This is a genomic window from Limimaricola variabilis (assembly GCF_014195545.1).
Lineage (GTDB): Bacteria > Pseudomonadota > Alphaproteobacteria > Rhodobacterales > Rhodobacteraceae > Limimaricola > Limimaricola variabilis.
Window position 1 is genome coordinate 47493 of the sequence record NZ_JACIBX010000015.1, and the last position, 17826, is coordinate 65318.

At 69.0% G+C, this 17826-nt stretch carries 12 protein-coding genes; 5 read left to right on the plus strand and 7 right to left on the minus strand.

Going from position 1 to position 17826, the window contains the following annotated elements:
* Positions 1–27 precede the first annotated feature (27 nt).
* Positions 28–1281 (plus strand): Hsp70 family protein, encoded by a 1254-nt coding sequence (locus FHS00_RS15370; protein ID WP_183474975.1) that lies wholly within the window; start codon positions 28–30, stop codon positions 1279–1281.
* Positions 1282–1345: 64 nt separating this feature from the next.
* Here FHS00_RS15370 and FHS00_RS15375 read toward each other — a convergent pair whose 3' ends face one another.
* The 5 genes from FHS00_RS15375 to FHS00_RS15395 form a co-directional block, all read right to left on the minus strand.
* The gene (locus FHS00_RS15375; RefSeq protein WP_183474976.1) at positions 1346–2326 is read right to left on the minus strand and encodes a branched-chain amino acid ABC transporter permease; all 981 of its coding nucleotides are present in this window, start codon (positions 2324–2326) and stop codon (positions 1346–1348) included.
* Positions 2326–3213: a branched-chain amino acid ABC transporter permease gene (locus FHS00_RS15380; protein WP_183474977.1), complete on the minus strand. Its 888-nt coding sequence runs from the start codon at positions 3211–3213 to the stop codon at positions 2326–2328. The genes FHS00_RS15375 and FHS00_RS15380 overlap by 1 nt, the downstream gene beginning before the upstream one ends.
* Before the next feature lie 72 nt (positions 3214–3285).
* The gene (locus tag FHS00_RS15385) at positions 3286–4488 is read right to left on the minus strand and encodes an ABC transporter substrate-binding protein (protein WP_183474978.1); all 1203 of its coding nucleotides are present in this window, start codon (positions 4486–4488) and stop codon (positions 3286–3288) included.
* 43 nt (positions 4489–4531) lie between these two features.
* Positions 4532–5275 carry an ABC transporter ATP-binding protein gene (locus tag FHS00_RS15390; protein WP_183474979.1) on the minus strand — a complete coding sequence of 248 codons (744 nt, stop codon included), beginning with the start codon at positions 5273–5275 and terminating at the stop codon, positions 4532–4534.
* On the minus strand, positions 5268–6017 hold the full coding sequence (locus FHS00_RS15395) for an ABC transporter ATP-binding protein (RefSeq protein WP_183474980.1): 750 nt from the start codon (positions 6015–6017) through the stop codon (positions 5268–5270). The genes FHS00_RS15390 and FHS00_RS15395 overlap by 8 nt, the downstream gene beginning before the upstream one ends.
* A 320-nt stretch (positions 6018–6337) precedes the next feature.
* Between FHS00_RS15395 and FHS00_RS15400 the strand changes: the two genes are divergently transcribed.
* Positions 6338–6910 carry a TRAP transporter small permease subunit gene (locus FHS00_RS15400; RefSeq protein ID WP_183474981.1) on the plus strand — a complete coding sequence of 191 codons (573 nt, stop codon included), beginning with the start codon at positions 6338–6340 and terminating at the stop codon, positions 6908–6910.
* Position 6911: 1 nt separating this feature from the next.
* Positions 6912–8297: a TRAP transporter large permease gene (locus FHS00_RS15405; protein WP_183474982.1), complete on the plus strand. Its 1386-nt coding sequence runs from the start codon at positions 6912–6914 to the stop codon at positions 8295–8297.
* Between the two features lie 81 nt (positions 8298–8378).
* Here the strand turns inward: FHS00_RS15405 and FHS00_RS15410 are convergent, their stop codons facing one another.
* Positions 8379–9464 (minus strand): TRAP transporter substrate-binding protein, encoded by a 1086-nt coding sequence (locus tag FHS00_RS15410; RefSeq protein ID WP_183474983.1) that lies wholly within the window; start codon positions 9462–9464, stop codon positions 8379–8381.
* Positions 9465–9660: 196 nt separating this feature from the next.
* Here FHS00_RS15410 and FHS00_RS15415 point away from each other — a divergent pair, with 196 nt between their 5' ends.
* Entirely contained in the window at positions 9661–14805 is a 5145-nt protein-coding gene (locus FHS00_RS15415) for a DUF4011 domain-containing protein (protein ID WP_183474984.1), read from the plus strand.
* Between the two features lie 150 nt (positions 14806–14955).
* Entirely contained in the window at positions 14956–15918 is a 963-nt protein-coding gene (locus FHS00_RS15420) for a DMT family transporter (RefSeq protein ID WP_183474985.1), read from the plus strand.
* 51 nt (positions 15919–15969) lie between these two features.
* Here FHS00_RS15420 and thiC read toward each other — a convergent pair whose 3' ends face one another.
* On the minus strand, positions 15970–17781 hold the full coding sequence (gene thiC, locus FHS00_RS15425; RefSeq protein ID WP_183474986.1) for a phosphomethylpyrimidine synthase ThiC: 1812 nt from the start codon (positions 17779–17781) through the stop codon (positions 15970–15972).
* Between the last annotated feature and the right edge of the window lie 45 nt (positions 17782–17826).

The window sequence follows — 17826 nt, forward strand, 5'->3', positions numbered from 1 at the left end:
GAGGGCCGTTCAGCACGGAGCGCATGCATGACCCCCACCGCCTGCGGCATCGATTTCGGCACCTCCAACTCCACGCTGGGGCTCGGCCGCCCGGATGGCGCGCAACTGATCGCGCTCGAAGGCGAGGAGGCGACGCTTCCCAGCGCAGTGTTCTGGGAGGTGGACGACCCGGCGCCGATCTTCGGCCGCGCCGCGATCGCGGCCTATGCCGAGGGCGAGGACGGGCGGCTGCTGCGCGGGCTCAAGAGCACGTTGGGATCGTCGTTGATCACAGAGCGCACCGCCATCGGTCGCCGGTCGGTCAGCTTCGTCGAAATCCTGGGGCGCTATTTCGGGCATCTGCGCGCGCGGCTCGACGCGGTCGCGCCGGGGATCGAGCGGGCGGTGCTGGGCCGTCCGGTGCATTTCGTCGACGATGACCCGGAGGGTGACCGCGCAGCCCAAGGCGCGCTGGAAGAGATCGCGCGCGGCGCGGGTTTCGCCGAGGTCGGCTTCCAGTACGAGCCGATCGCCGCCGCGCTGCATTACGAGAGCGGCATCTCGGAAGAGGAGCTGGTGCTCATCGTCGATATCGGCGGCGGCACTTCGGACTTCTCGGTGGTGCGGGTCGGCCCCGGTCGCCGGGCCCGTCCCGATCGCGCCGACGACATCCTCGCCAATGACGGCATCCGCGTCGGCGGCACCGATCTCGACCGGCTGCTGAGCCTCGCGGCGGCGATGCCGCACTTGGGCCTCGGGAGCCCGATCCGGGGCGGCAAGGGCGAGATGCCGCGCCATTACTACGTCGATTTCGCCACCTGGCATCGCATCAACCGGCTTTATGCGGCCCGGGCCCTGTCGGACCTGAAGGCACTGCTGCGCGAGGCGGACGCGCCCGAGCGCGTGGAACGAATGCTGCGCGCGGTCGAGAATCGGCGCGGCCACGCCATCGCGATGGCGGTGGAAGGGGTCAAGGTCGCGCTTTCCGAGGCCGAGGCAGCGCGACTGGAACTCAAGCCACTGGTCGGCGGTCCGAACCCGGTGGTTACGCGCGAGGCCTTCGAGGTGGCGATCGCGGCGCCGCTGGCGCGGATCGGGGCGCGGATCGAGACCGTGCTGGCGCAGGCCGGGGTCGGCGCGTCGGCGATCGGCACCGTGTTCATGACCGGGGGTTCGTCGCGCCTGCCGGTGCTGCGGGGCCTGGTTCAGACGCTACTGCCGGAGGCACGGATCGCCACGGGCGACATGCTGGGCTCGGTCGGGACCGGCCTGGCGCTCGACGCCGGGCGGCGCTTCGGCTGAGCGGTCCTGAAACGCAAAGGACCCGGGGCTAGGCCCCGGGTCCTTCATTGTCCTGGAAGCGGTCTCAGAGCGGCCGCTTGATCCAGCGCGAGATCACGCCGACCACGCCTTCGCGGAACAGCAGCACGCCGAGCACGAAGATCACGCCCTGGATCACCGTGACCCAGGCGCCCATCGAGGCGAGGTAGTTCTGCATCGTCACCACGATGGTCGCCCCCATCAGCGGGCCGAAGATCGTGCCGACACCGCCCAGAAGCGTCATCAGCACCACCTCGCCCGACATCGACCAGTGCACGTCGGTCAGCGAGGCAAGCTGGAACACCTGACTCTTGGTCGCCCCGGCGAGCCCGGCAAAGCCGGCGGAGAGCATGAAGACCAGAAGCTTGTAGCGGTTGACCCGGTAGCCCAGTGAGATCGCGCGCGGCTCGTTCTCGCGGATCGCCTTGAGCACCTGCCCGAAGGGCGAGTGCACGATCCGGTAGAGGAACAGGATGCCGCCGAAGGTCACGGCCAGCACGAGGTAGTAGAGCGCCTCGTTGCTGTTGACCGGAAACAGGCCGAACAGCTCGCCGCGCGGTACCGACTGGATGCCGTCCTCGCCGCCGGTGAACTCGGCCTGCAGTGCGAAGAAGTAGACCATCTGCGCGAAGGCCAGCGTGACCATGGCGAAATAGATGCCCTGCCGCCGGATCGCCAACGCGCCGATCGCGAGACCGAGCAGCGCGGCGGCTGCCGTACCCACCAGGATCGAGGCCTCGGGCGTCCAGCCCCAGACCTTGGAGGCATGGGCCGCAACGTAGCTCGCGCCGCCGAAATAGGCGGCGTGGCCGAAGGACAAAAGCCCACCGAAGCCCAAGAGCAGGTTGAAGGCCGCCGCGAAGAGGGCGAAGCACATCACCTTCATCGCGAAGACCGGGTAGACCAGCATCGGCAGCACGGCGAGCACGATGAACAGCACCGCGAAGATCGCCATGTGCAGCTTGGACATGCCAACCGTCGCCGGGCGACGCTCGTTCTCGGTGGCCTGGATGTCGCTCACGCTCATCACGCGTTCCTCCCGAACAGGCCCTCGGGCTTGATCATCAGCACGATCGCCATGATCACGAAGATCACCACCGCCGAACCGGCCGGGTAGAACACCTTGGTCAGGCCTTCGACCACGCCCAGGCCGAAGCCGGTGACGATGGCGCCCATGATCGAGCCCATGCCGCCGATCACCACGACCGCGAAGACGACGATGATGAGATCCGCGCCCATGTTCGGGTTGACCGAGTAGATCGGTGCCGCGAGCACGCCCGCGAAGCCCGCCAGCGCCACGCCAAAGCCGTAGGTCAGCATGATCATCAGCGGCACGTTGATGCCGAAGGCGCCGACCAGCGTCGGGTTCTCGGTCGCGGCGCGCAGATAGGCGCCGAGCCGGGTCTTCTCGATCACGAACCAGGTGCCGAAGCAGACGATCACCGAGGCGACCACCACCCAGGCGCGGTAGTTCGGCAGGAACATGAAGCCGAGATTCTGCCCACCGGAGAGCTGGGAGGGAATCTGGTAGGGCAGGCCCGAGATGCCGTAATAGTTGCGAAACAGCCCTTGGATGATCAGCGCGACGCCGAAGGTCAACAGCAGGCCGTAGAGATGGTCGAGATGGTAGAGCCGTCGCAGCGCCAGCTTCTCGAGCACCACGCCGGTCGCGCCGACCACCACCGGCACGAGGATCAGCGCCCACCAGTAGTTGATCCCGAGATATTCGAGCAGCATCCAGGCGACGAAGGCGCCGAGCATGTACTGCGCGCCGTGGCTGAAATTGATGATGTTGAGGAGGCCGAAGATCACCGCCAGCCCGAGCGACAGCACCGCGTAGAACGAGCCGTTGATCAGCCCGAGCAGCAGCTGCCCCATCAGGACCTGCGGCGGAATGCCTAGAAGGTCGAACATGCCTGTCCCGTTCTTGTCAGTTGGCCCGCGCACGGGCGGGGATGGGCGCGCCTGAGGCGCGCCCGGTCAGGATCAGCTTTCGTTGGCGAAGGCGCAGCCCGAGCCTTCCATCGGCAGGAAGGCTTCCTCGCCGGGGATGGTCGAGACGTGCTTGTAGAGATCCCACTCGCCGGTCGACTCGTCCGGCGTCTTCACCTCGTAGAGGTGCATGTCGTGGATCACCCGGCCGTCCTTGCGGACATAGCCTTCACCGAACAGCGGATCGTCGAAGGAGTTGGCCTTCATCCATTCCGCCACGACGTCGCCATCGGTCGAGCCGGTGGCCTCGACGGCGCGCAGGTAATGCATCGTGCCCGAGTAGACGCCGGCATGAACCATGGTCGGCTTGGAGCCGAACTTCTCCTCGAAGCGGGCGGACCATTCGCGGGTGTCGTCGTCGTGATCCCAGTAGAACGCCTCGGTCAGCACCAGCCCTTGGGCCGTCTCGGCGCCCAGCGCGTGAACGTCGGTGATGAACATCAGCAGCGCGGCGAGCGACTGGCCGGCCTGGGTGATGCCGAACTCCGAGGCCTGCTTGATCGCGTTGACCGTGTCGCCGCCTGCGTTGGCGAGACCGATCACGTCGGCGCCCGAGCCCTGCGCCTGAAGCAGGAAGGAGGAGAAGTCGGTGGCCGGGAAGGGGTGGCGCACCGAACCCACGACCTCGCCGCCGGATTCCTCGACGATCTTCATCGTCTCTTCCTCGAGCGAGTGGCCGAAGGCGTAGTCGGCGGTGAGGAAGAACCACTTGGTGTCGCCGCGCTCGGTCACGGCGCCGCCGGTGCCCTTGGCGAGCGCCGCGGTGTCATAGGTCCAGTGGATGGTGGTCGGCTGGCACTGTTCGCCGGTGAGCGCGGTGGAGCCGGCGCCGCTGTCGATCAGGACCTTGTTGGCCTGCGCGGTGATGTCGGCCACGGCGAGCGCGGTCGAGGAGGTCGGCACGTCAAGGATCGCGTCGACGCCGTCCTGATCGTACCACTGGCGAGCGATGTTCGAGGCGATGTCGGGCTTGTTCTGGTGGTCAGCCGAGATCACCTCGACGTCGAGGCCCTTGGAGGCGGCGTCGAAATCCTCGACCGCCATGCGCGCAGCCACCACCGAGCCTTCGCCCGAGAGGTCGGCATAGACGCCCGAGCGGTCGTTGAGGACACCGAGCGTGACCTCGATGTTGTCCTGGGCCATGGCGGGCAGGCCGAAGGAGGCGACGGTCAGCGCCCCGAGTACCGTTTTCTTCATGTTTTCCTCCCAGTGAGCGGCGCTTTTCATGCGCCTTGAAACGTCAGACGCCCAGATAGGCGTGCAACTTGTCGATGTTCGCGTCGAGTTCGGCGTTGGGGATCATGTCCACCACGCGGCCTTGATCGACGACGTAATGCCTGTCCGCGACCGAGGCCGCGAAGCGGAAGTTCTGCTCGACCAGCACGATGGTGAAGCCCTCCTGCTTCAACTCGCGGATCGTCGCGCCGATCTGCTGGACGATGACCGGGGCGAGCCCCTCGGTCGGCTCGTCGAGCAGCAGCAGCTTGGCGCCGGTGCGCAGGATGCGGGCAATGGCGAGCATCTGCTGCTCGCCCCCCGACAGCTTGGTGCCCTGGCTGCGCTTGCGCTCCAGCAGGTTGGGGAACAGCTGATAGATGCGCTCCACCGACAGGCCACCCTCGGCGATCTTGGGCGGCAGCATCAGGTTCTCCTCGACATTAAGGGAGGAGAAGATGCCGCGCTCCTCGGGGCACAGCGCGATGCCGAGCTTGGCGATGTGGCGCGGCTCGAGCCCGACGGTCTCCTTGCCGCGCATGGTCACCGATCCGGTGCGCTTGGACAGGATCCCCATGATCGCCTTGAGCGTCGAGGTCTTGCCGGCGCCGTTGCGGCCCAGCAGCGTCACCACCTCGCCTTCGCGCACCTCGAAGTCGATGCCGTGCAGCACGTGGCTTTCGCCGTACCAGCCCTGAAGTCCTTCGACCTTGAGCAGGGCCTCGCCGGTCGCGGCGGGGCGGTGGGTCATGGCGGCGGCGTCAGTCATGTCCGGCTCCGATATAGGCGTCGATCACATCCGGCGATTTCGACACGGTGGCGTAATCGCCTTCGGCCAGAATCTCGCCACGGGCAAGAACCGTAATCTTGTCAGATAGATCCGCGACGACCTTAAGGTTGTGCTCGACCATCAGGATCGTGCGGTTCGCCGCGATCCGCTTGATCAACGCCGAGGTCCGCTCGACATCTTCCTGACCCATGCCAGCCATCGGCTCGTCCAGCAGCAGCATCTCCGGGTCGAGCGCCAGCGTGGTGGCGATCTCCAGCGCGCGCTTGCGCCCATAGGACAGCTCGCCCGCGCGGGTGTCGGTGAAGGACGACAGGCCCACCGCGTCGATATGCTCGCGCGCCTCGTCGTCGTACCGGCTCAGCCCGCGCTCCGAGCGCCAGAAGTCGAAGCTGTCGCCGCGCTTGCGCTGCAGTGCCACGCGGACGTTCTGCAGCACGCTGAGATCCGGGAACACCGCCGAGATCTGGAAGCTGCGCACCATGCCCAGCCGCGCGATGTCCGCCGGCGCCATCTTGGTGATGTCGCGCCCGTCATAGGTGATCGTCCCGCGCGTCGGCTGCAGGAACTTGGTCAGCAGGTTGAAGCAGGTCGTCTTGCCCGCCCCGTTGGGCCCGATCAACGCGTGGATCGATCCGCGCTCGACCGCGAGGTCGACCTTGTTGACCGCGACGAAGCCCTTGAATTCCTTGGTCAGCCCTTCGGCCCTGAGAACAGCATCCATCAGCGTCGGCCCTGCATGCGCGGACCGGCTATCGTGATCAAGCTCACGGCCTTCCTCCCGTTTGACGCCGTCTCCGTTTCCCCCGGACGGCTTGCTCGGAGGCTAGGCGGGTGGCGGTTCGACTGTCAACTGCCGGTTGGCTCGGGGATGCCGCATACGCGAGGTCAATACGCCGCTGCGCAGAAAGTCGGCGCCGTCGGCCGCGCGATTGCCGAAGTCCCGGGCATTTTTCCCGGTCGCAGCTCAAGCCGGGCGTTGCGGCATGCACGTCCGACATGTCATGAGAGCGCGCAAAGCAAGGGAACCCGAGGGAGGACAGGATGCGCGCGCTCGCGGCGGTGGTGACCGCCATATCGGCCTTGAACCGGATCGTCGGACAGGTCTTTTCGTGGCTGGCACTGGGGATCGTCGCGGTCTGCTTCACCGTGGTGGTGCAGCGCTACGTCTTCGCGGTCAGCTATGTCTGGATGCAGGACCTCTACATCTGGCTCAACGGTGCGATGTTCACCGCCGTGGCCGGTTTCGCGCTGTTGCGCGACGACCATGTCCGCGTCGACATCTTCTACCGCCCGGCATCGATCCCGCGCAAAGCGCTGATCGACCTGATCGGCGTGCTTGTGTTCCTGCTGCCTTTCTGTGTGATCGTCTACGTTTACGCGATGCCCTTCGTGCAGCGCAGCTGGGGCTATCACGAGGCCTCGGCCAATGTCGGCGGCATGCCGGGGCTGTTCATCCTCAAGAGCTTCATCATCGGCTTCGCGGTGCTGGTCGGGCTGCAGGGCCTCGCCATGGCGGGCCGCGCGATCCTGACGCTCGCGGGGCGCGACGGGCTGCTGCCCGAGCGCCTGCGCTACACCCTCAAGACCGACCACCTGACCGAGGCCGCCGAATAACATGGATCTAGTGCTCATCGGAGAGATCCTCTCGGGTCTCATGTTCTTCGGCATCATCGGTTTCCTGATGCTGGGCTTTCCCGTGGCCTTCACGCTTGCGGGCGTGTCGCTGCTGTTCGGTCTCGTTGGCTGGTGGATCGGGGTGTTCGACCCCTCGAACTTCGGCAGCCTGCCGAGCCGCTATATCGGCTTCATGACCAGCGAGGTGCTGGTCGCCGTGCCGCTGTTCATCTTCATGGGAGTAATGCTGGAGCGTTCGCGGATCGCCGAGCAGCTCTTGCTCACCATGTCCAAGCTGTTCGGCAACTTGCGCGGCGGGCTCGGCCTGTCGGTGGTGATCGTCGGCGCGATGCTAGCGGCCTCCACCGGGGTGGTCGGGGCGACGGTCGTCACCATGGGCCTGATCTCGCTGCCGGCAATGCTGCGCGCGGGCTACGACCCCAAGCTCGCGACCGGCGTGATCTGCTCCTCCGGCACGCTGGGCCAGATCATCCCGCCCTCAACGGTGCTGATCTTCATGGGCGACATGCTGTCGGGCATCAACAGCCAGGTGCAGATGGAGAAGGGCAACTTCGCGCCTACGCCGGTCTCGGTCGGCGATCTCTTCGCCGGCGCGCTGCTGCCGGGCGTCATGCTGGTCGGCCTCTATTCGCTGTGGATCATCTTCAAGGCCGTCACCGATCCCGAGAGCTGCCCCGCGACCCCGGTGCCGCTGAACGAGAAGCGCGGCCTGTTCAAGGAGGTGCTGGTCGCGCTGCTGCCGCCGCTTCTGCTGATCATTGCGGTGCTGGGCTCGATCCTGGGCGGCGTGGCGACGCCGACCGAAGCGGCCTCGGTCGGCGCGGTCGGCGCGATCATCCTCGCGGCGCTGCGCTGGCGGCTGTCGTTCCGGGTGCTGCACGAAACCGTGGTGGCCACCGCGACCATCACTTCGATGGTGTTCATCATCCTGTTCGGCGCCTCGGTCTTTTCGATCGTGTTCCGGTTAATGGGAGGTGACAACCTCGTGCATGAATTCTTGTCGAACCTTCCGGGCGGCGCGGTCGCGGCGGTGATCGTGGTGATGGCGATCATGTTCGTGCTGGGCTTCATCCTCGACACCTTCGAGATCATCTTCATCGTGATCCCGATCACCGCGCCGATCCTGCTGGCGCTGGACATCGACCCGATCTGGCTCGGCGTGCTGGTGGGGATGAACCTGCAGACCTCGTTCCTGACGCCGCCCTTCGGCTTCGCGCTGTTCTACCTGCGCGGCGTGGCACCGGACGACCTGCCGACCTCGGCGATCTATCGCGGCATCATCCCCTTCGTGATGCTGCAGCTGATCGGCATCGCGGCGCTGTTCTTCTTCCCGCAGATCGTCACCTGGTTGCCGACGGTGTTGTGACACCGAAGGCAACGCCGCTGACGGAACGAAAAAGCCCGGATCTTTCGATCCGGGCTTTCTCTTTTTCCGACGGGGTCGGGATCACATCTCGAAATACTGCTCGCGCGCGCGGATGAAGTTGGCATCCGCGGTCTGCGCCTTGGTGCGCAGCAGCTTGAGCGACTCGATGAAGCTCTCGGTGGTGCGCTTGGTCAGGTCATCGCCGCTGTCGCGCAGCTCGGTCAGCACTTCCTTGGAGGCGGTGGCCGCGGCCTCGAGCACTTCCTCGGGGAACTGTTGCACCTTCACGCCGTGCTCGTTCACCAGCGTGTTGAGCGCGCGCGGGTCGTTGGCGGCGAAGTCCGAGGCGACCATGTCGTACTCGGCCTGCGACACGTCACGGATGATCGCCTGCAGATCCTCGGGCAGCTCGCTGTACTTCGCCTTGTCGACCACCAGCTCGGTGGCGAGGCCCGGCTCCACGAAGGAGGGGAAGTAGTAGTTCTTGGCGACCTGGTGGAAGCCCAGCGCGAGGTCGTTGTAGGGGCCGACGAACTCGGCCGCGTCGAGCGTGCCCGACTGCAGCGCCTGGAAGATCTCGCCCGCGGCCATGTTGGTCGCAGTGACGCCGAGCTTCTCCCAGACCCGGCCGCCGAGGCCCGGGGTGCGGAAGCGCAGGCCCTTGAGGCTGTCGAGGCCGGTGACCTCGTCGCGGAACCAGCCGCCTGCCTGGGTGCCGGTGTTGCCCGACAGGAAGCCCTTCACGCCGAACTGGTCATAGACCTCGTCCCACAGCTCCTGACCGCCCATGTGGCGCATCCAGCCCGCGAGCTCGGTCGAGGTCATGCCGTAGGGCACGCCGGTGAAGAAGTTCAGCGCCGAAGACTTGTTCTGCCAGTAATAGGCGGCCGAATGCGACATCTCGGCGGTGCCGTCGATCACCGCGTCGAGCGACTGCAGCGGCGGCACCAGCTCGCCGGCCGAGTAGACCTGGATCGTCAGCCGGCCGCCCGAGGCGGCGGTGATCCGGTCGGCCAGGCGCTGGGCGCCGACGCCGAGGCCCGGAAAGTTCTTCGGCCAGGTGGTGACCATGCGCCAGGTGATGTTGCCCTGCGCCACGGCGGGGGCGGCCAGTGCGGCCGCGCCTGCGCCGAGACCGGCCTTGGTGATGAACGAACGACGATCCACGCGTTTCTCCCTGTTGTCTCTCATGTCCCGCGCCCCTCCCGGGTGCGGGCCCTCGGGCGAGATAAATCCATGCGCGGGGGGCTTGTCCAGCCTCTCGCGCCGCGCGCGGATCGGCGGGGCCCTGCCGGGTGGCGGCGAGGCTGTTGACGACAAAGGGCAAATGGATTCATGTCCGCCGAAGCGCAGGAGAGAACGGATGACGAACCCAGACAGCCAGCTTCCGGTCGCCGCGCCATGCCTCGCCATCGAGGTCGACGCCGCCAGTCGGCTGGGCTTCGTCAGCGCCCGGCACGCGGTCTCGGTGCTGCGCGCGCTCACGCTGCGCCATGAGGGGCCCACCGCGCTGGCGGGGATCGACCTGCATCTGTGGAGCGAGCCAGCCGTGTTGCGCCCCCGGGTCTGGCGGATCGACACCATCGGCCCGGGCGAGCTGCTGGAGATCGCCGATCTCGCTGTGTCGATCGATTCGGTGCCGCTCGCCACGCTGGAGGCGGCGACGCCCGCCATGCTCCGGCTCGAGGCCCGGAAGGGCGGGCAGGTGCTGGGGCGCGCCGCGCATGAGCTGACGCTTCTGTCCCGCGACGAGTGGGGCGGCCTGGGCGAGATGGCGCACCTGTTGCCCGCCTTCGTGCGACCCGATCCCGCGCTCGCGGTGGGGCTGGCCGACGAGGCCACGGCGCTCTTGGAGCAGGCCGGGCGGGGCGTGCCGGACGGCTATCGCTCGGGCGATCCAGGCCGTGCCTGGATGCAGGCGGCGGCGGTCTGGTCGGCGCTGGCGGGCTGGGGGCTGCGCGGCGCGGTGGCGGCCGGCCATGTCGCCGCGCGCGGCCAGCCGCTGCGCGCCACCGCCACGATCCGCGAGGACGCGCTTGCCACACCGCTGGAGGCGGCGCTCCTGTTTGCGGCCGGGGCCGAGGCGCTGGGCCTGCACCCGGTGGTGGCCTTTGCGCAGGGCCGGATCTGGTGCGGCGTCTGGCTGCTGCCGCGCGATTTCGGCCGCGTGGTCGAGCCGGACGCGGTGGTGCTGCGCAAGGCGGTCGCCGCGCGCGAGTTCCTGCCCCTCGACCCCGAACGGCTGCTTGGCCCCAAATCCGGCTTCGAAGCGGCGATCGCTGCCGGGCGGGCCCTCGCGGACCCGGCGCAGGAGCAAGGCTTCCTAGCCGCCATCGACGTCGCGGCAGCGCGCCAGGCCGGGATCACCCCGCTCGAGGATACGCGGCTCGCGACCGCCTCCGGGCCCAGCCCGGTCGCCGCCGCGCTGCCCGAGGGCCCGACGGCTGCCGACCTGCCGCTCGACGACATCGAGCCCGCCCCGACCACGCCCGAAGGGCGGATCGAGCGCTGGCAGCGGCGGTTGCTGGACCTCAGCCTGCGCAACCGGCTTCTGAATTTCCGCGACGGGCGCGGCGCGGTGCCGTTGCTCTGTGCCGACATGGCCGCGCTCGAGGATCGGCTGGCGGGTGGCGCCTGGGCGGTGCCGGTCGCGCTCGAGGGGGCCGACAGCCTTTCGGGGGACGAGCTGGCGCATCGCGCCGCGCAGGCGCAGGAGCGCGGTCGGCTCGCCGCGCCGCTGGCCGAGGCCGAGCTGCAGGCAAGGCTGATCGCGCTGCATCGTCGCGCGCGCAGCGACATGCAGGAGGGCGGCACCAACACGCTGTTCCTTGCCGCGGGCTTCCTGCGCTGGTGCCGGCCGGGAGAAACCCGGGCCTATCGCGCGCCATTGCTGCTCATCCCTGCGCGGCTCGAAAGGCGCTCGGCCAGCTCGGCCTTCCGGATCGGTCATCTCGAGGACGAGGTGCGGATCAACGCGACGCTGCTGGAATTCCTGCGCCGCGATTTCGCGCTGTCCGTGCCGGGGCTCGACGGCGAGCTGCCGCGGGATGGCAGCGGCATCGATCTGGCGCGGATCTTCGATCTGGTGCGGCTGGCGGTGCGCGACATGCCGGGTTTCGAGGTGATCGAGGAGCTGTCGCTCTCGACCTTCTCCTTCGCCAAGTTCCTGATGTGGGAGGATCTCGTTGCGCGCGAGGCCGAACTGCGCGACAGCCCGCTGGTGCGCCACCTGCTCGACGGGCCGGAGACGGCATATCCGCAGCCCGACCTGCCGGCGATCGGCCCGCGCGACCTCGACCGGGCACTGGCGCCCGCCGATCTGGTGACGTCGCTTCCCGCCGACAGCAGCCAGCTCGCCGCCGTGGCGGCGGCGGCGCAGGGGCGGGACTTCGTGCTGATCGGCCCGCCCGGCACCGGCAAGAGCCAGACCATCGCCAACATCATCGCGCAGGTCATGGCGCAGGGCCGGACCGTGCTCTTCGTCGCGGAAAAGGCGGCCGCGCTCGAAGTGGTGCATCGCCGTCTCGCGGCCTGCGGGCTGGGAGATGCCTGTCTCGAGCTGCATTCGAACAAGACCGACCGCGCCTCGGTGCTGGCGCAGCTGGGGCGCGGCTGGGACCGCGCGGCGGCCGGCGACGAGGCCGAGTGGGTCGAGGTGACCGAGGACCTGCGGCTCACCCGCGACCAGCTCAACGCCTATGTCGCGGCGCTGCACCGCAAGGGGCGGCAGGGGTTCTCGGTGTTCGACGCGATCGGTCGTGTGGCGGCCGGCGAGCCGGACTTCCGGCTCGTCTTTCCCGGGCCGGACGCGCATGATTTCGCCAGCTATGCGCGGCTGCGCGACATGGCGGGCGACCTGGAGCGTCTGGCCGAGGTCGCCGGGCGCGATGCGCCGGTCGATCTGCTGGCGGGGGCGGAGTGGTCCTTCGACTGGCAGGAACGGTTTCTCGCTGCGGCGGCGACGCTGGGCCGCGCGGCGCGGGGACAGAACCGGGCGCTGGGCGGGCTGTGCGACCGGCTCGGCCTTGCGCCTGAGGCGGCGCGCATGACCGCGCGATGCAAGCTGCTGATGGGCCTCGTGCCGCTGGCGGCGGAGGATGCGCCCGACCTGTCGCGGCTGCCCGATCTGCCGCTGGCGGAGCTGGAGCGCGCGGTCGAGGCGCGCCGCGAGGCCGAGGCGGAGATGGCTTCCGCGCGCGGAAGGCTGGCCGCCGACTATCCCGAAGATGTCGATACCCGGATCGACGTCTCGGCCCTCGATGCCGAGTGGCGCGCCGCCGAGGCCGGGATCTGGCCGCTCTCGGCGCTGGCGCGGCGGCGCGTGCGCAGCGTGCTGCAGAGCCATGCGCGCTCCGGCACCGTCGATCCGGGCGGTGATCTCGACGCGCTGCACTGGCTTGCCCGCGCGCGGCGCACGCGCGACGCCTCGCCGCTGGCGCAGCTGCCGGGCGACCGGCTCGACGAAATGGTCGCGGCGCGGCGGGCGTTGGAGACGGCTCTGGCCGGGCTCGCGGGTGAGGGGGTGGAGCCCGCGCGCCTCGGCGCGGTGCGGGCCGAGCTGACGCAGCCGGGAGCCGGACCGCTGCGCGCGGGCCTGAAGGCACTGGCCGAAGCCGATAAGGAGATGACGACGGCCCGCGAGGCCTTCGAGTCCTTGGGCGGGCGGGTGCCAGACGACGCGGCCCCCGCCGACCTTGCCAAGGCGCTGGAGGCGCTGGAGAGCCGGGCCGCGAGCCTGGCGGACTGGACCCGCTGGGTGGCGCTGCGCCATAAGGCCGAGGTTGCGGGGCTCGGCCCGTTGATCGTGGCGATCAAGGCAGGGCGGCTCGACAGACCGGCCCGCGCCGCTTTCGAGGCAGCCTATGCCGCGTGGTGGTTGCCACGTGCCATGGATGCCGACCCGCTGCTGCGCGACTTCGCGCATTGGGCGCAGGACGATCTCGTCGCCCGGTTCCGGATGCTCGACGCGCGCGCCGCCGCGCTCGCCTCGAACGAGGTGCTGCGCCGGATCGGTGGCGGTCTGCCCGCACGCGATGCCGTGCCGCGCGCCTCGGAGCTGGGCGTGCTGCGCCACCAGCTCGGGCTCAAGCGACCCTCCATGCCGATCCGGCAGCTGCTTGGCCAGATGCCAGAGAGCCTGCCACGCCTGGCGCCCTGCGTGCTGATGTCGCCGCTCTCGGTTGCGCAGTACCTGCCAGCGGGCCAGCCGGCCTTCGACGTGGTGATCTTCGACGAGGCCAGCCAGATCACCACCTGGGACGCGATCGGCGCGATCGCCCGCGGCCGCCAGGCGATCGTGGTCGGCGACCCCAAGCAGCTACCGCCGACCAATTTCTTCGGCCGCGCCGAGGAGGAGGACGAAGAAGAGGACGTGGCGCTCAAGGACATGCCCTCGATCCTCGACGAGGTGGCGGCCTCGGGCGTACCGGTGCGGCGGCTCGACTGGCACTACCGCTCGCGCGACGAGGCGCTGATCGCCTTCTCGAACCACTTCTACTATGACGGCGGCCTTGTCACCTTTCCCTCGCCCGGCGGCGCGGGTGATGCGCTACGGCTGCACCGGGTCGACGGCCGATACGGCCGGGGGCGGGGACGCAGCAACGCGGAGGAGGCGCGCGCGGTCACCGCGATGCTGCGCGCGCGGCTCGCGGCCGAGCTGGAGCGGCCCGAGGCGGCGCGCCGCAGCTTCGGCGTGATCACCTTCAACGGCGATCAACAGGCGCTCATCCTCGATCATCTCGACGCGCTGCGGCGCGACGCGCCCGAGCTGGAATGGTTCTTCGACGAGGCGCGCGAGGAGCCGGTGATCGTAAAGAACCTCGAGAACATCCAGGGCGACGAGCGCGACGTGATGCTGTTCTCGGTCACCTTCGGGCCGGATCTCGCGGGCAAGCTGTCGATGAATTTCGGCGCGCTCAACGCCGAAGGCGGCGAGCGGCGGCTCAACGTCGCGATCACCCGCGCGCGGCGCGAACTGCATGTCTTCGCCTCGCTGGGGGCGGGGGATATCGATCTGGGCCGATCGCGCGCGCGCGGCGTGGCCGATCTCAAGGCGTTTCTCGACTATGCCGAACGCGGTGCCGTGGCGCTGCCAGCGCGCGACGAGGGCAGCCTCGGCCCGGCCGAGAACCCGTTCGAGGAGGCGGTGGCGCGCAGCCTCGAGGCACGGGGCTGGGAGGTCCGGACGCAGATCGGCGTCTCGGGCTTCCGCATCGATCTCGCGGTGGTGCATCCCGACCGGGGCGGCGCCTATCTGGCGGGGATCGAATGCGACGGGGCGAGCTATCATTCCGCGGCCACCGCGCGCGACCGCGACCGGATCCGGCAATCGGTGCTGGAGGGGCTCGGCTGGCGGATCGAGCGGGTCTGGTCGACCGACTGGTTCCGCGCGCCTGCCCATGTCGCCGACCGGATCGACGGCCGGCTGCGCCATATGCTCGCCGCCGACCGGGCGCAGGCCGAGACGGCGCGGCCGCGCCGGTTGGCGCTGCCGACGCTGCAGGCTTGACCGGCGCGGTGCCACCTCCTAGCCATGGTCTGCGGCCGGTGTAACGGCGGGCGATGGCGTCGCCCCGACCCGTGGGCCGCATCCTGCAGATGTCCCGGACGCCCGGACCGCCGCGCTCATGCTCATGGGCGCGCATGTTGGGAGACGTCGATGATCCGACCCCGTTCCAAGAGCCCTGTCGCGCGGCCGCGCCGCGGTCCCAGCGGCGAGATCGGCACCGGCATGGCGCTGATGGTGGTGGCGATGGCGCTGCTGCCGGTGGGCGACACGCTGGCCAAGCTGCTGACCGGGGTGCTGCCGCCGATGGAGGTGGTGGCCTGGCGCTTCGTGTTCCAGCTTGCCGCGCTGTCGTTGCTGGCGCTGCTGCTGCGCCATCGTTTGCGCGGGCCGATCTTCTCGCCGCTGCTGGCGCTGTCGGGGCTCTGCGCGGTGGTCACCATGTCGGGCCTCGTGGCCGCCTTCGCTGTGATGCCCATCGCCACCGCCATCGCGGTGTTCTTCGTCGAGCCGCTGATCCTCGTGCTGCTGGCCGCGCCGCTCCTCGGGGAACGGATCGGGCCGCGCCGCTACGCCGCCGTCGCGGTCGGCTTTCTCGGCGCGCTGGTGGTGATCCGGCCCGGCCTCGACGGCTTCACCCCGGCGGCGCTGCTGCCGCTGGCCTCGGCCACCGGCTATGCGGTCAACGCGGTGATCCTGCGCCACGCGGCACGCAGCCGTTCGGCGCTGACGATCCAGACCGGTGCCACGTTCTACGCCACCTTGATCTCGCTGGGCCTGCTCGCGCTGCTGACCGCCACGGGGCTGGTCGCGCCGCTCTCGGCCAGCGCGCCGGGTTGGGTCTGGGGCATGCTACCGCTGGTGGGGATGCTGTCGGCCGCGACCTTCCTGATGATCGCCGAGGCGTTCCGCCGGGCCGAGGCAGGGCTGCTGGCGCCGTTCCAGTATCTGGAGATCGTCGGCGCGGTGGGCTTGGGCTTCGCGGTCTTCGGCGACCTGCCGGATGCGATGACGGCGCTGGGCACCGCCATCATTCTCGGCTCGGGCGCCTATGTGGTGCATCGCGAGCGGGCGGCCGGGCAGGGCGCGGCCGCCCAGACCGCGCCGCAGGGCTGAAGCCACGGGCCGGGGTGATCCCCGGCCCGGGCGCCCGCCCAGAGGGCGGCGTCAGCTTTCGGCTTCGGGCAGGTAGAGCTGGCCGCCTTCCCTGAACTTCGCCGCCATCTTCTCCATGCCCTCCTTCTGCGCCTCGGCGCGGATGTCGTGGCTGATCCGCATCGAGCAGAACTTCGGCCCGCACATGGAGCAGAAATGCGCCGTCTTGTGCGCCGCCGCGGGTAGCGTTTCGTCATGCATGGATCGCGCCGTGTCAGGATCGAGCGCGAGGTTGAACTGGTCTTCCCAGCGGAACTCGAAGCGCGCGCGAGACAGCGCGTCGTCGCGGATCTGCGCGCCCGGATGCCCCTTGGCGAGATCGGCGGCATGAGCGGCGATCTTGTAGGTGATGACGCCGGTCTTCACGTCGTCGCGGTCGGGCAGGCCCAGATGCTCCTTGGGCGTGACGTAGCACAGCATGGCGCAGCCGAACCAACCGATCATCGCGGCGCCGATGCCGGAGGTGATGTGGTCGTAGCCCGGCGCAATGTCGGTGGTGAGCGGTCCCAGCGTGTAGAACGGTGCCTCGTCGCAGCAGGCCAGCTGCTTGTCCATGTTCTCCTTGATCTTGTGCATGGCGACGTGGCCGGGGCCCTCGATCATCACCTGGCAGTCATGCTTCCAGGCGATCTGGGTGAGTTCGCCCAGCGTCTCCAGCTCGGCGAACTGCGCGGCGTCGTTGGCATCGGCGATGGAGCCGGGACGCAGCCCGTCGCCCAGGGAGAACGACACGTCGTAGCGGCGGCAGATCTCGCAGATTTCCTCGAAATGCTCGTAGAGAAAGCTTTCCTTGTGATGGTGCAGGCACCACTTCGCCATGATCGAGCCACCGCGGCTGACGATGCCGGTGGTGCGCCCCACGGTGAGCGGCACGTGGTGCAGGCGCAGACCCGCATGGATGGTGAAGTAGTCCACGCCCTGTTCGGCCTGCTCGATCAGCGTGTCGCGAAATACCTCCCAGGTGAGGTCCTCGGCGATGCCGCCGACCTTCTCCAGCGCCTGGTAGAGCGGCACCGTGCCGATCGGCACCGGGGAATTGCGGATGATCCAGTCGCGGATGTCGTGGATGTCGCGCCCAGTCGAGAGGTCCATCACCGTGTCGGCGCCCCAGCGGATCGCCCAGACCATCTTCTCGACCTCCTCCTCCATCGAGGAGGTGACCGCAGAGTTACCGATATTGGCGTTGATCTTCACGAGGAAGTTGCGGCCGATCACCATCGGCTCGAGCTCGGGATGGTTAATGTTCGACGGGATGATGGCGCGGCCCCGGGCGATCTCGTCGCGCACGAATTCGGGCGTGACGTGGTCGGGAATCGCGGCGCCGAAGCTTTCGCCGTCGCGCGCCCGCGCCAGCGCAGCGTCGCGGCCCATGTTCTCGCGGATCGCCGCGTATTCCATCTCCGCGGTGACGATGCCCGCGCGCGCATAGGCAAGCTGCGTGACGGCGCGGTCGCCGGTGGCCCGGCGCGGAAGGTGGCGGGTCGGGAAGGGGCGCAGCCGGTCCGAGGCGGCGGCGCGGCCGTTATCCTCGGGACGCGTGGCACGGCCTTCGTAGCGCTCGGTATCGCCGCGCGCGTCGATCCAGCTTTCGCGGTGCCGCGCGAGGCCCGCCGAGGTGTCGATCGCGGTCTCGGGGTCGGTATAGGGGCCCGAGCTGTCATAGACCCGGACATCCGGCTCGCCCGCGCTCGGATGCAGGGCGATCTCGCGCATCGGCACCCGGATCTGGGCAAACAGGCGGCCCGGGACATGGATTTTGGTGGAGGCGGGCAGCGGGTCCGTGGTGACCTTGGGCAATTCGGGCGGGGTGGTGTTGATCGTCATGCGGCGTCCTCTCGCGTCGGTGACGATCCAGCATGACAGCGGGGG

Coding starts and splice junctions, on each gene's coding strand:
- FHS00_RS15380 (WP_183474977.1), bottom strand. CDS start 3,213: ATGTTCGACCTTCTAGGCATTCCGCCGCAGGTCCTGATGGGGCAGCTG.
- FHS00_RS15420 (WP_183474985.1), top strand. CDS start 14,956: ATGATCCGACCCCGTTCCAAGAGCCCTGTCGCGCGGCCGCGCCGCGGT.
- FHS00_RS15405 (WP_183474982.1), top strand. CDS start 6,912: ATGGATCTAGTGCTCATCGGAGAGATCCTCTCGGGTCTCATGTTCTTC.
- FHS00_RS15415 (WP_183474984.1), top strand. CDS start 9,661: ATGACGAACCCAGACAGCCAGCTTCCGGTCGCCGCGCCATGCCTCGCC.
- FHS00_RS15385 (WP_183474978.1), bottom strand. CDS start 4,488: ATGAAGAAAACGGTACTCGGGGCGCTGACCGTCGCCTCCTTCGGCCTG.
- FHS00_RS15395 (WP_183474980.1), bottom strand. CDS start 6,017: ATGGATGCTGTTCTCAGGGCCGAAGGGCTGACCAAGGAATTCAAGGGC.
- FHS00_RS15375 (WP_183474976.1), bottom strand. CDS start 2,326: ATGAGCGTGAGCGACATCCAGGCCACCGAGAACGAGCGTCGCCCGGCG.
- thiC (WP_183474986.1), bottom strand. CDS start 17,781: ATGACGATCAACACCACCCCGCCCGAATTGCCCAAGGTCACCACGGAC.
- FHS00_RS15400 (WP_183474981.1), top strand. CDS start 6,338: ATGCGCGCGCTCGCGGCGGTGGTGACCGCCATATCGGCCTTGAACCGG.
- FHS00_RS15390 (WP_183474979.1), bottom strand. CDS start 5,275: ATGACTGACGCCGCCGCCATGACCCACCGCCCCGCCGCGACCGGCGAG.
- FHS00_RS15370 (WP_183474975.1), top strand. CDS start 28: ATGACCCCCACCGCCTGCGGCATCGATTTCGGCACCTCCAACTCCACG.